11 protein-coding genes are annotated in these 12,292 nt (G+C 69.2%); 7 read left to right on the plus strand and 4 right to left on the minus strand.

Annotated features, from left to right (window positions below):
- Positions 1-28: 28 nt before the first annotated feature.
- Entirely contained in the window at positions 29-1,513 is a 1,485-nt protein-coding gene (locus KUV67_03890) for an amidohydrolase (protein ID MBY6204006.1), read from the minus strand.
- A 424-nt stretch (positions 1,514-1,937) separates the two neighbouring features.
- On the minus strand, positions 1,938-2,495 hold the full coding sequence (locus KUV67_03895) for a hypothetical protein (GenBank protein ID MBY6204007.1): 558 nt from the start codon (positions 2,493-2,495) through the stop codon (positions 1,938-1,940).
- A 146-nt stretch (positions 2,496-2,641) separates the two neighbouring features.
- Between KUV67_03895 and KUV67_03900 the strand changes: the two genes are divergently transcribed.
- Complete coding sequence (locus tag KUV67_03900) at positions 2,642-3,916, plus strand: mechanosensitive ion channel family protein (protein ID MBY6204008.1); 1,275 nt, start codon at positions 2,642-2,644, stop codon at positions 3,914-3,916.
- A 43-nt stretch (positions 3,917-3,959) separates the two neighbouring features.
- On the opposite strand, the gene dusB is transcribed toward KUV67_03900, so the two are convergent.
- Positions 3,960-4,961 carry a tRNA dihydrouridine synthase DusB gene (dusB, locus tag KUV67_03905; GenBank protein MBY6204009.1) on the minus strand — a complete coding sequence of 334 codons (1,002 nt, stop codon included), beginning with the start codon at positions 4,959-4,961 and terminating at the stop codon, positions 3,960-3,962.
- A gap of 291 nt (positions 4,962-5,252) precedes the next feature.
- Between dusB and KUV67_03910 the strand changes: the two genes are divergently transcribed.
- The 5 genes from KUV67_03910 to KUV67_03930 all read left to right on the plus strand — a co-directional run bounded on the left by KUV67_03910 (position 5,253) and on the right by KUV67_03930 (position 10,627).
- Entirely contained in the window at positions 5,253-7,109 is a 1,857-nt protein-coding gene (locus KUV67_03910; protein MBY6204010.1) for a diguanylate cyclase, read from the plus strand.
- A gap of 134 nt (positions 7,110-7,243) precedes the next feature.
- Complete coding sequence (locus KUV67_03915; GenBank protein ID MBY6204011.1) at positions 7,244-7,732, plus strand: thioesterase domain-containing protein; 489 nt, start codon at positions 7,244-7,246, stop codon at positions 7,730-7,732.
- On the plus strand, positions 7,729-8,178 hold the full coding sequence (locus KUV67_03920) for a hypothetical protein (GenBank protein MBY6204012.1): 450 nt from the start codon (positions 7,729-7,731) through the stop codon (positions 8,176-8,178). Before KUV67_03915 ends, KUV67_03920 begins: the two co-directional genes overlap by 4 nt.
- A 142-nt stretch (positions 8,179-8,320) precedes the next feature.
- The gene (locus KUV67_03925) at positions 8,321-8,962 is read left to right on the plus strand and encodes a ParA family protein (protein MBY6204013.1); all 642 of its coding nucleotides are present in this window, start codon (positions 8,321-8,323) and stop codon (positions 8,960-8,962) included.
- A 165-nt stretch (positions 8,963-9,127) separates the two neighbouring features.
- Positions 9,128-10,627 (plus strand): AAA family ATPase, encoded by a 1,500-nt coding sequence (locus KUV67_03930; protein MBY6204014.1) that lies wholly within the window; start codon positions 9,128-9,130, stop codon positions 10,625-10,627.
- Positions 10,628-10,744: 117 nt separating this feature from the next.
- Here KUV67_03930 and KUV67_03935 read toward each other — a convergent pair whose 3' ends face one another.
- A complete protein-coding gene (locus tag KUV67_03935; GenBank protein ID MBY6204015.1) occupies positions 10,745-11,761 on the minus strand; it encodes a metal-dependent hydrolase in 1,017 nt (338 codons plus the stop codon).
- A 48-nt stretch (positions 11,762-11,809) separates the two neighbouring features.
- Here KUV67_03935 and KUV67_03940 point away from each other — a divergent pair, with 48 nt between their 5' ends.
- Complete coding sequence (locus KUV67_03940; protein ID MBY6204016.1) at positions 11,810-12,232, plus strand: hypothetical protein; 423 nt, start codon at positions 11,810-11,812, stop codon at positions 12,230-12,232.
- Positions 12,233-12,292 lie beyond the last annotated feature (60 nt).

A 12,292-nucleotide genomic window follows, 5' to 3' on the forward strand; every position in this document is an offset into this window, starting at 1 on the left:
TACGAGAAAGCCAGCAGAAGCGATTCGATCAGACCCTCTCCCCACCCGTCCACTTCATCAGGTTCAGGAAGTCCCGGCGCGTCTTCGGCCCGTTCGTCAGGAAGTGCGGATCGGCTTCTCGCCGATAGTTCGCCCTCGCGATCTCGACCTCGTCCCCGCCGAGGTGGTGACGGAGGACGTCCTGCTCGATACGGTACGGCTTCAGCGCGTTCAGGCCGAGGATCTTCTGCTTGATCTGCGGCGTCAGGGCCGGATAGCCGTAACGCTGCTGGAATTCCTCGCTGATCTGGAACGCGCGGAAGGCCTGGATCTGGTCCTGGGGCGAGCCGTACCAGATGGAATCGGTGCCCCAGAGGATGTTGTCCTCGCCGATGTGCAGCAGCATCTTGCCCAACGCGTGGGCCGCCGAGTCCGGGTCGCGCATCAGGAAGCGCCAGGTCGAGCCGAGCTCGGCGTAGACGTTCTTGCCCTTGAGATCGTGTTCGATCACGGTCTGCACCAGCGAATCGATGCCCTCGCCGCGCTCGGGATCGTAGGGGCCCTCGGGCTGACCGGGGATCAGGCCCGAGTGGTAGATCAGCAGGCTGACGTCCGGGTAGGCGTTCGCCGCCGGGCCGACGTCGGTGCACAGCGAGTGCTGGTAGCTCTGCTGGCCGAAGGGGATGCCCTTGTGGATCGCGATCACCGGCACGTCGAGGCGTTTCGCTTCCTCCATGAACGGGACCCCGGTGTCCTCGTCGGTCAGGAAGAAGCCCTCGCCGTCCGGCCCCCACTGGGTGTAGGTCTTCCAGGCCTGGATGCCGAAGTCGTCGCGCAGGCGCTGCATGTCCCCGACGTCGCCTTCCTGGTTCGGATTGACCCGTCCGTGGAGAATCAGCCGGTGCGTGCCCTCGAGCTGGGCCACGATCTCGCGCGCGGCCGCTGCTTCCTCGATCGTCAGCGGCTCGCCCTCGCGCGTCGACGGCACGAAGGACAGCACCATGACGTCCGTGTCCGAATCCATGAACACGTCCTGGACGAAGGCATCGGGGCCGAGGCACTTGAGATACGACCGCGGCTCGTCGCCGACGCCGCGCGCGCAACCGGCCGCCGGCATGCCCGACAGCGGGCGCGCATCTTCCGGCACGTTGTTCAACCACGCACCCGTCGGGTTCACGAAGTGACCCTGCACATCGAAGATGAACTCGTTGCCGGCCAGCACCGCGTCGGCGGCCTCGGGCTCCATCGCCGCGTCCTCGGCCAGCGCGAACAGGCCGCCGGTCCGCCCCATCGCCGCTTGCGCCGCGTTGAAGGCCAGCAGCGTCGACGCCGCCCCGCAGCTCGACACCAGGAACTTGCGCCGCGTCTGGCCGAGCCGCTTCGCGTTCTTCGTCGCGGCCTCCTGCGCCAGTTCGTTGGCCAGCAACTCAGGCTTGCCCAGCGGAATCGGCTCGAACTCGCCATTGGAGGTGGAATCCAGCTTGATCGGCAAGCGCGTGCCGTCTGGGTCGTGGCGGTCGTTGCTGCGGCTCATCGTTCGGCTCCTGGCTCGAAGGAGTCTTCGATTGGAGCAGAAGTCGGGGACGGGCGCAAATCGAGGGCATCGGCCCCCGCTTCCGGCGAACGCGCCGCTAGGCGATCACCGGAAAAAACCAACGGGGGAGAGACCGCCTGTGGGAGCAAGTTTGCGAGCGAACGGGCATGACCCGAGAGTCCGATTCGCTCGCAAGCTCGCTCTAGCAGAGCTCGGGTCGATTCAGCGGCCAGGGGCCGGTCAGCACCTGTCGGCCGGCGATCGGTCCGAATCGTTCGCGGACAAGCCGCGCCCTACGGCAAGTCTTTCTCCGGTCTTGTGGTGTCTTCGCGCTCTTCGCCCCTTCGCGCCTTTGCGTCCATCATCCAGAAGAACGACGCGAAACGCCCGAACGAGACCGGTTCGCAGCCGATCCAGCGCGACCCTACCGACCCAGCCGCTGCTCCAGCCGCTTCAGCGCGGCGTGGATCTCGGGGCTTCCTTCGTAGGCGAAGCCATCGAGCTGGCCCGGGAGCGACGGAACGGCCGGCAGGCCGGGACCGTGGGCGGTGTGCGGCAGCACGACCGGTGCATAGGCGCTTTCGATCCTTGCGTCGGGGCCGGGGTCGTCGGCGCGCACCAGGCGGACTTCCACCCGGGTCCGGTCGGGGAAGTGGACGATCACCGCGCCGTCCGGGCCGTCGATTCCGCGACCGAGGAAGCGGCGGATGGCCAGGACGCGCGGGTCGTTGCGATCGGCCACCGAGCAGCGCTCGATCCCGTCGATCCAGCACTGGAGACGGTGGGCGACGGCAGTGCGGTTCCGCCCCGCGGCACCGCCTTCCGGTCCCACGAGGTCGATCGCCGAGGGAATCTGCGTGGCGAGGCCGAGGTCGGCGATCCGGACCCCGTCGGGGGTCGCTTCGATGTCCGGCTGGGCGCTCGACAGCGAACACCAGCCGACGATGGAGAGGAAGGAAAGGGCCTTGATCGTTCGAATCATGGTCGTACTCCACCAACGCGAGATGCCGAGTTTCCGACGCTAGCGAGCATTTCTAGAGCGGTCACCCTAGAACGATCGACTCGTTCGCCAGGCCGCCTTGCCGCCGTCGACGGCGCCTCGGTTGACCCGCAGCGTCCGAAGCGGCAATGATGGGCCCGGCCCGGGTGATCGGAGACGTGCAGGTGCAGAACGTACAGGAAGCCCTACCGGACAGCGCATCGTCCCTGCTCGAGGAGTCGTCGTCGGACTCGCAGGAGGAGCCGTCTTCGGAGACGTCGTCGGAATCATCGTCGGATCCATCGTCGGACTCTTCGTCCGATTCATCTTCGGAGTCGTCGACCGAATCGTCGACCCAGGGCGCCGGTGAAGGCTCGGAATCCGCCGCCTCGGTGGACGAGGCGGTCGACGAGCTCGATCTCGACGTGGTCGGCACGCTGGTCGAGCAGGTCAGGAACTACGCCACGTCGTTCATCGAATCGCTGCCCAACATGATCGCCGCGGTAGTCATCCTGGTCCTGACCTTCGTGGTCGCCCTGATCGCACGCTCGCTGGTCGAGAAGGCGATGCGCCGGGCGAACATCCGCCGGGCGCTGATCAGCCTGACCCGCACGCTGACCGGAGTCGCGGTCTGGATCGTCGGCCTGCTGGTGACCATGGCCGTGCTGTTCCCCTCGGTGGAGCCGGCCAGCGTGCTGACGGCGATGGGGGTCGGCGGCATCGCGATCGGCTTCGCGTTCAAGGACATCTTCGAGAACTTCATGGCCGGCGCGATGATCATGCTGCGCAAGCCGATGCACATCGGTGACTACATCGAATGCGAGGATGTCGAAGGCGAGGTCGAGAACATCATGATCCGCGACACCTACATCCGCAAGAACGACGGCCAGCTGGTCATCCTGCCGAATTCCATGCTGTACAAGAACCCGGTCTACGTCCTCACCGATCGGCGCCAGCGTCGCTTCGAGATCATCGCCGGGGTGTCCTACGACACGGACGTCGACGAAGCGCGCGAGATCATCCGCGACGCGGTCGGCGGCCTGGACGCGGTGGACTCCGAGCGCGGTATCGACGTCTTCGCCTGCGAGTTCAACGATTCCAGCATCGACTTCCGCGTGCGCTGGTGGGCCGCCTCCACGCCGCGCGACGGCCACGAGAGCACCGACGTCGTGGTGGCCGCGATCAAGCGCGCGCTCGACGAGGCGGGCATCGAGATACCGTTCCCCTACCGCACGCTGACCTTCGGCGAGTCGCTGCAGCTCCAGCAGGTCGAGGACACGGAGGAGCGGACCACGGGGCGCAACACGCGCGAGAACGCGAACGGCAACGACGGCGGGAACGACAACGAGAACGGCAGCGGCGGTCGGAACGAGAACAACGCCGACGACGCCGAAGCGGGAGACGACGCGGGCGAGAAGGACTGAGCCGGACGGTTCGAGGCGCGTTGAGGCCAGCCTCCGGGCGCCTTCAGGCGGCCGATTCCAGCTCCGGCGGCAGGCGATCGAAATACGCGCGGGTCTTCTCGACCTGCTCGGCCGCATCGGTGACGCGCTGGACCGAGGCGAGGAAGGCCTCGCGTCCCGGATGCGCCTTGACGTACCAGCCCAGGTGCTTCCGCGCGATGCGCACACCGCGCTCGTCGCCGTAGAAGGCATGCAGCGCCTCGAGGTGTTCGACCAGCACCGCGCCGACCTCCTGCGGGGATTTCTCCGGCAGCCGCTCCCCGGTGTCGAGGAAGTGGCGGATCTCGTCGAAGATCCACGGCCGTCCCTGCGCCGCCCGGCCGATCAGCAGGCCGTCGGCGCCGGTGTAGGCGAGCACGTCGCGGGCCTTGGCAGGGTGGTCCACGTCGCCATTGGCCCAGACCGGAATCGACAGGGCCTGCTTGATCTCGGCGATCGTGTCGTACTCGGCCTCGCCCCGGTACTTCTGGTCGCGCGTCCGGCCGTGGACCGCCAGCGCCGCGACGCCGGCGTCCTCGGCGATGCGCGCGATCGTCGGCGCGTTCTTGCGGTCCGCGGCCCAGCCGGTGCGGATCTTCAGGGTCACCGGGACATCGACGGCACCGACCACCGCCTCGAGGATGGCCGCGACCAGCGACTCGTCCTGCATCAGCGCGGAGCCGGCCCAGGCCTTGCAGACCTTCTTGGCCGGGCAGCCCATGTTGATATCGATGATCTCGGCGCCGTGGGCGACGTTGTAGCGCGCGAACTCGGCCATCTGCACCGGCTCGGTGCCGGCGATCTGCACGCTGATCGGCCCGGCCTCGCCGGCGTGGTCCAGTCGCTCGGCGGACTTGCGCGACCCCCGCAGGCGGGGATTCGCCGACGTCATCTCGGTGGTCGCCAGGCCGGCCCCCATCCGCCGGCACAGCAGGCGGAAGGGCTTGTCGGTCACGCCCGCCATCGGCGCCAGGCCCAGCGCCGGGGCGATCGTGTACGGGCCGATGGAGAGCGTTGGGGCAGCCATGGCGTCATTGTAGCCAGCCGCGCTCGGGCGGATCGTCGCGCGCCCGCGTCCGGGTCCACCCGCCGCGCCGAGCCACGAGCAGGCGCAGGCCGCCCCCCGCATCGGACGTGAACGGCCTTCGCGTCGCTTGCCGCCATGCCGTGAAACACCGCATACTACTGAATCGAAACCCGTTTTCGGGCGACCGGGGACGCGACCGGATCCCACGACGCGCCCCGGGTTCCTGGTGTTGCACCGACGCAGGAGGCCACCGCCCAGCGTATGCCGCGACGAGGAGTTTCTCTGCTGACGATGATCCTGCTGCCGTTCGCGGCAGTGGTCACGGCCATCCTGTCCGTCCATACGTTCTGGAGCCAGCAGACCCTGCACCGCGTGGCCGATGCCTCGGCGCTGGAGGTCAACCGGCAGGTCGCGGCCCGGGTCGAGGCCCGCCTGGATGCGTTGTTCGATGCGCCGGGCCAGCTGCTCGACACGACGGCCGGTGCGATCGAGCTGGGCCTGGTCGGCTTCGAAGACGCGGCCCGTCTGGAGCGATCGCTGGTCAACGAGGTACGCGCGCACCCCTGGGTCACCAACCTTGCCGTGGGCTTGGACGATGGCCGTTACGCCTGCGCCTATCGCCCATGGGACGAAGCGACCCGCGTGATGGTCTCGGTCGCCGATGGTGGCGGCGTCATCTCCAGTTTCGATGTCGCGCCCGACGGCACTCGCACGGACCTGTTTTCCGCTCGTGAAGGCTTCGAAGTGACCGAACGGCCCTGGTATGCCGCCGCCATCGACCGCGCCGGACCATCCTGGTACCAGCCCTACGAAGTATTTTCCGGCATGGGCGTTGCAATCGGCCTGTCGCGCGCCGTGCGGACGCCCGACGGGTCGCGCGGCGTGGTCGCCGTCGACATCGCCCTGGACGAAATCGGCGCGTTCCTCGCGTCACTCGACCTCGCCGCCGACGGCGTGGCCTTCGTGATGACCCCGGACGGTCGCATGATCGCGGACTCGAGCGGACGGGCGCCGATCGAACGGCCTGCCGCTTCCGAGGCCGCCGGGCCGGCGACGACCGCGAGCGCCGAGGCGCCCCGGCAGCGGGTCCCGGCCAGCCGCAGCCCACTCGACGGCATCCGGCGCGTCGAGTCGCGGGTCCGCGAGGCGGGCGGAACCTTCCAGGGGGCGATCGGCAGTGGCGCCGATGCCGATATCGTCCACGCCGACCGCTACGCACGCGACGGCGGGCTGGAACTGATCATCGGCGTCAGCGTCCCGCGTTCGTCCTACGGCGACGCGCTGGCAGCAGAGAGCCGTCGCGGTCTGTTCATCGCGATTGCCGTGGGGCTGATGGGCCTGGCCCTGCTCGCCGTCCTGGCCCGGGGGATCACCCGGCCGGTCCGCGAATTGACCGCGGCGATCTCCGACACCGAGGCCGACCGCTTTCCGAACTATGTCCCGGATTCAAGCATCCGCGAGATCGATACGCTGGCCCGCTCCTTCTCGACGATGAGCAACCGGCTCGGCGGCGTCATGGCATCGCTGGAGCAGCGTGTGGCCGAACGGACCGGCGCGCTCGAGGCCGCCAACCGGCAGCTGCAGCAACAGAACCGCACCGACGAATTGACCGGGTTGGCCAACCGGCGGCGCTTCGCTCGCGAACTCGCCCGGGAATGGCAGCGGGCGTCGCGTCGAGGTCATCCCCTGAGCCTGGTGATGTGCGACATCGACTGGTTCAAGACCTTCAACGACGACTACGGCCACCCGGCCGGCGACCGCGCGCTGGTCGACGTGGGCACCGCGCTGAAGGGCCGTGCGCGACGAAGCGGCGACCTGGTCGCCCGGATCGGTGGCGAGGAGTTCGTGTTCCTGCTGCCCGACGTCGATCTCGAGGCCGCCCGGGCGCTGTCCGAACGCGCCCGCGAGGACATCGAGCGCCTCGGCATCGAGCACCGGGGCTCGCCCTTCGGCATCGTCACGGTGAGCTTCGGGGTGACGTCGATCGTACCCGATGCAACCCAGCCCGGCGCCGACTCGACCCAGCTGATCGCCGCCGCCGACCGTGCGCTCTACCGCGCCAAGCGCCTGGGCCGGAACCGGGTCGAGTGCGAATCGGAATCCGAATCCGGCTCCCGGCCCGAGGCCGAACCCACCGAACCGGCCTGACCGCCGCAGCGCTCGCCGCCCAACCGCTATCGCCGGCCCGCTACCATCGATCCTCGATCATCCACCGTCGACCCTCGACACCGGCGCCCTGCACCGCGGGCCGCCCCACCCACCGACCCGCAGGACGGAGTGCAATGAACGACCTCGACGAACGCCGATGGCTGCACGACACGCTGACCCGGCAGATTCCCCTTGGCGGCGCGATGGCGCTGACCATCGAACGCCTCGACGACGACGGCATCGAACTGGCCGCCCCGCTGGCCCCGAACGTCAACGACAAGGGCACCGCCTTCGGCGGCGCACTGGTCTCGCTGATGATCCTGGCCGGCTGGTCGCTGCCCCGCCTGATTCTCCGGCGAGCCGGCGTGCGCGCCGAGCTGGTCATCGGCCGCTGCGAGGTGCGCTTCCTGGCTCCCGTGTCGGGCGAGTTCCGCGCCGTCTGCGAGGTCCCCGGCGAGTCGGCCGTCGAGGCCTTCCTGCGCGGGGTGCGGGAGCGCGGCAAGGGACGGCTGGACCTGGCCCCCGAGATCCGGGTCGAGACCGCGCAAGGCCCGGCGGTGGCGGCCCGGCTCGAGGCCCGGTATGCTGGGCTCGCCGTCGCACAGGAAGACCCCGTTTCGTGAACGCAACGACCCCCAGCTTCATCCCCGCCGGCCCGGTCCGCCTTGCGCTCGTGCTGCTGGCCGCGCTGCTGCTGGCCGGCTGCCCGGCGACCCAGCAGAAGAACCAGAAGCAGACCGAGACCTTCGACCGCTTCGAGGCCCTGGTGCGCTGGAACCAGCCCGATGCACTGGTCGATTTCATGCACCCGGACTACCTGGCCGAGAACCCGATCACCCAGCTCGATGTCGATCGGCTCAAGCAGTTCCAGGTCAGCCAGTACCGCGTGCGCCAGATCGTCGCGCTGGAAGACGGCACCGGCGTCGACCGGCTCGTCGAGCTGCGGATGTACCACGTTCATACGGCGCGCGAACGCACGATCCAGTACGTCGAGTCGTGGCGCTGGGACGAAGAGCGCGAGCGCTGGATGCTCCACTCCGGCCTGCCGGACGTGACACAGGGCCGCTGATTTGCCATGATCGAGGCGGCCCCGCGGCCGCGGCTCGATCGGGGAGCCCGCCGCACGACGCGCGGGGCGCCCGCGTAGGCATCGACAGGGAATCGAGATCGATCGGGAATCGACATCGACAGGGAATCGATAAGGAGCCGACATGCGAACGATTGCTGTGCTCAACGCCAAGGGAGGCTGCGGCAAGACCACCATCGCGACCAATCTGGCCGCCGCCCTGGCCTGGGAGGGCTACCAGGTCGCGCTGGGCGACCTCGATCCCCAGCAGTCGTCGGCCGACTGGAGCGCGGTGCGGCCCGACGAGTATCCCGAGGTCATCGCGCTGAATGCCGCCGACGGCCCGATCCGCGCACCCTCCGGCACCGACTTCCTGATCCTCGATTCCGCCGCCGGCATCCACGGCCCGGAAATGGGCAACCTGGTGCGGCGCGCACAGACCATCCTGATCCCGGTGCTGCCGTCGTACATCGACATGAACGCCGCCTATCGCTTCCTGGGCCACCTGTTCTCGCTCAAGCCGATCGCCGAGGGCGACGCCAAGGTCGGCCTGGTCGCGAACCGGGTCAAGCCGCACACCATCATCTACCGGGAACTGACCGGCTTCCTCGAGGGCTTCAAGGCCCCGGTCATCGGCCACCTCCGCGACTCGATGAACTACGTGCGCGCCTTCGAGCGCGGACTGTCGGTCAACGACCTGCCGGCCTACATGGCCGAGCAGGACTGGGAAGAGTGGGAAACGGTCACGAACTGGGTCACGAGCCGGAAATCCCGGGGAAAAGCGTGACGGACCTGCTGGCGCAGGTGCTCCTGCGCATGGCAGGTCCGGGACCCGACGGACCGGACTGATCCCGGACGACGCCCGCCCCGGACGCGCGCCAGCCGGGCCCCCGACCATGCGCCCTTCGCCTTCGGCCATAATCCCCGGCTGGTTCTCCCTTCCGGTCGATCCATGTCCCAGTCCGACTGCGCGCTGAGCACCGACAAGCACGAACTGGCCGTGCACGTGCGCGCCGGCGCCGGCCCGATCGTCATCGATTGCCACGACGAGCCCCGCGCGGCCGAGCTCATCCAGCACGTCGGCCGCGAGATCGGCCGCCCGGCGTTCTTCTGGTCGGCGGCCCGCGGTCTGAGCCGGCTCGGACGCGAAAGCGGCCTCGACGGCACCTTCGACCAGCCGGCCGAGCTGCTCCGCCACATCGACCAGCGCCGCGACGGCGCGATCTTCCTGCTGGCCGACTTCCACCCCTATCTCGACGACCCGATGATCGCCCGCCTGGTCCGCGAGATCAGCCGCGGTCACGACCGTCCGGGCGCCACGCTGGTGCTGGTCGGCCACAACATCGAATTGCCCGACTCGCTGAAACCCCGCGCCGTGCACTTCGAGATGACCACGCCGACCCGGGCCGAACTCGAGGCGATGATCCACGAAGAAGCCGTCGCCTGGAAGGACGGTCGGGGCAAGGTCCAGGCCCGCGTCGACGACGCGATCGTCGACCGCCTGATCCTGAACCTGAACGGCCTGACGATGAAGGACGCGCGTCGGCTGGTGAAGAACGCCATCCACGACGACGGCGTGCTCGACGAGAACGACCTGCCCGAACTGATGAAGACCCGCTTCGACCTGCTCGATCGCTCGGGTGCGCTGTCCTTCGAACTCGACACGGAGCGCTTCACGCGGGTCGCCGGCATGCCGAAACTCAAGCAGTGGCTGGACCGCCGCAAGCCCGTCTTTACCGCGGCCGAACCGCCGAAGGGACTGGACCCGCCGCGCGGCGTGCTGCTGCTCGGCGTCCAGGGCTGCGGCAAGTCGCTGGCCGCGCGCGCGGTCGCCGGGCTGTTCGGCGTGCCCCTGCTCCACCTCGATGCCGGCGCGCTGTACAACCGCTTCCACGGCGAAAGCGAACGCAACCTCCGCCGCGCGCTGGCCGGCGCCGATCGGATGGAGCCCTGCGTCCTGTGGATCGACGAGATCGAGAAGGGCCTCGCGACCGGCGACAACGACGGCGGCACGTCGAAGCGGATGCTGGCCACGCTGCTGACCTGGATGGCCGAGCGCGACAGCCGCGTGTTCCTCGTCGCCACCGCCAACGACATCACCGCGCTGCCGCCGGAGCTGGTGCGCAAGGGGCGCTTCGACGAGGTGTTCTTCGTCGACCTGCCGGACCTCGAAACCCGCCGGGAGATCCTCGCCATCCACCTGGCACGCCGCGACCTCAAACCCATGCTCTACGACATCCAGGCCCTGGCCGAGGCGTCGGAGGGCTTCTCCGGTGCCGAGCTCGAACACGCCGTCGTCGCGGGGCTGTACACCGCGCACGCGGAAGACCGCGTCGTGGAGAACGACGACATCCTCGAGGCCATCCGCGACACCCGGCCGCTGTCGGTGATGATGGCCGAACCGATCGAACGGCTGCGCGCCTGGGCAAGCGACCGGGCGGTCCAGGCCTAGCGGCGCCTGCCCGCGATCCCTTTCCGCGGACCGACGGAACGCTTCGCGCGCGAGGCTCGCTCCCACAGGAACCGAAGTCCGGTCGCGGTCACTCGACCCCCGCAGCCCCGCTTGCCGCTACTCCCGGTCCTCGCCCCTCAGGCGGGCGAAGAAGCCTGCCCGCTCGGCCTCGTCGATCTCCGCCGGACGTTCGAAGACCACGCCCTCGGACGGGTCGTCCGGATCGTAGAGGATGCCCCAGAGCGGCCGCTGCGCCGCCGGGTCGATGGCGTAGCGGAAATCGCCGACGAAGGCCCGTTCTTCCCGGTCGTAGCGGTAGTAGCGGAAGGTCCAGCCATCGGAAAAGTGCTCGAAGCGCGCGAGATCGCGCGCAAGGCGGCTGCCGTCGGGCACGTCGGGCGCCTGGAAGTGCTCGACCCGGGAGCCGACCCACAGCATGGCGGGTCGGGTCGGGACGATCCGCACGGCCACGGCGTGGAAGTCCCGCCCGTCGTCGACCAGCCCGCGCCACAGCACGAGATTGGCGAAGGACGGCTTGGCGATCACCCGCTCGGCCTGGATGCCGCTTTGCTCGGCCCAGTGGCGGACGATGCTCTCGGCGCGGTTGTGCTGGATGAACCCTATGGCCAGGTAGAGGATGACCCACAGCGCCGCGATGCGGACCACCAGCCGGCTGCGCTTGAACACGCCGATCGCCAGCAGCACGGCCAGCGGCACAGAGAACAGCGGGTCGATCACGCTGATCGCGTTCCAGGCCACGCGGCCGTCGGAGAAGGGCCAGAACAGGCGCGTGCCGTAGGAGGTCGCCGCGTCGAGCAATCCGTGCGAACCGTAGGCCAGCAGGCACCACAGGTAGACCCGGGCAAAGCGGATCTTCTCCGACCACCGGGACAGCAGCGGCCAGAGGACCAGCGAAACGACCAGCGCACCGATCGGGACGAAGGCGAAGGCGTGGGTGAAGTGGCGGTGATACTCGATCGCCAGCAGCGAGTCGGTCGAGGACCGGATCAGGACATCCAGGTCAGGCGCCATGCCGGCGACCACGCCGGTGACTGCGGCCGGTCGCATGTCGCGGCGGCGCGCGCCCGCCTGCGCCCAGAGCCCGCCGAACAGGCCTTGCGTGACTGGATCCATGCGCTGCTATCCTTCGCTCGAATCCAGGCAGTGTACGGGAAGCCCCGCATGAATCCTCGCCCCTCGTCGTCGAGCCTCCTCCTGCCGGCGCTGCTGGCCGCCGTGCTGGCCGCCATGGTTGTCCTGGCCGGCTGCGCGACCTCGTCGGCACCGGGCCTGCCGACGGGGCCGGACTGCAGCGACCAGGCCCGCTTCGACCTTGCCCTGGCCGGGGAACCGGTGCCGCCGGCCTGCGCGGTGGCGGCACCGGACGAAGCCTACGGGCTGGGCGCGATGATCCGCGAGAACCGCGAAACGATCCGCCGAGCGCGAATGCAGCTGCGCAATCTGCCGCCGGATTCCGAGCGGGCCGCACTTCGCCTGCGTCAGCAGCTGATCCGCGCCGAGCGCGACCTGCCCGAACTCGAGGCGCTGGCCCGGCTCGAGGGCTGGCTGCCGCCGGCCGAGCTTCCCGACGCGCCGCCCGACTGACCGGCCGTCGATCGTCGACGATCCACGACGACGACCTACATCCCGCGCGGAATTCACTCA

The sequence above is a fragment of the Halomonas denitrificans genome (genome assembly GCA_019800895.1).
Taxonomy (GTDB): Bacteria; Pseudomonadota; Gammaproteobacteria; order Xanthomonadales; family Wenzhouxiangellaceae.

What these genes read in the sequence shown, in the direction of transcription:
- KUV67_03890 (MBY6204006.1), bottom strand. Translation starts at nt 1,513, where the DNA reads ATGAGCCGCAGCAACGACCGCCACGACCCAGACGGCACGCGCTTGCCG.
- KUV67_03895 (MBY6204007.1), bottom strand. Translation starts at nt 2,495, where the DNA reads ATGATTCGAACGATCAAGGCCCTTTCCTTCCTCTCCATCGTCGGCTGG.
- KUV67_03900 (MBY6204008.1), top strand. Translation starts at nt 2,642, where the DNA reads ATGATGGGCCCGGCCCGGGTGATCGGAGACGTGCAGGTGCAGAACGTA.
- dusB (MBY6204009.1), bottom strand. Translation starts at nt 4,961, where the DNA reads ATGGCTGCCCCAACGCTCTCCATCGGCCCGTACACGATCGCCCCGGCG.
- KUV67_03910 (MBY6204010.1), top strand. Translation starts at nt 5,253, where the DNA reads ATGATCCTGCTGCCGTTCGCGGCAGTGGTCACGGCCATCCTGTCCGTC.
- KUV67_03915 (MBY6204011.1), top strand. Translation starts at nt 7,244, where the DNA reads ATGAACGACCTCGACGAACGCCGATGGCTGCACGACACGCTGACCCGG.
- KUV67_03925 (MBY6204013.1), top strand. Translation starts at nt 8,321, where the DNA reads ATGCGAACGATTGCTGTGCTCAACGCCAAGGGAGGCTGCGGCAAGACC.
- KUV67_03930 (MBY6204014.1), top strand. Translation starts at nt 9,128, where the DNA reads ATGTCCCAGTCCGACTGCGCGCTGAGCACCGACAAGCACGAACTGGCC.
- KUV67_03935 (MBY6204015.1), bottom strand. Translation starts at nt 11,761, where the DNA reads ATGGATCCAGTCACGCAAGGCCTGTTCGGCGGGCTCTGGGCGCAGGCG.
- KUV67_03940 (MBY6204016.1), top strand. Translation starts at nt 11,810, where the DNA reads ATGAATCCTCGCCCCTCGTCGTCGAGCCTCCTCCTGCCGGCGCTGCTG.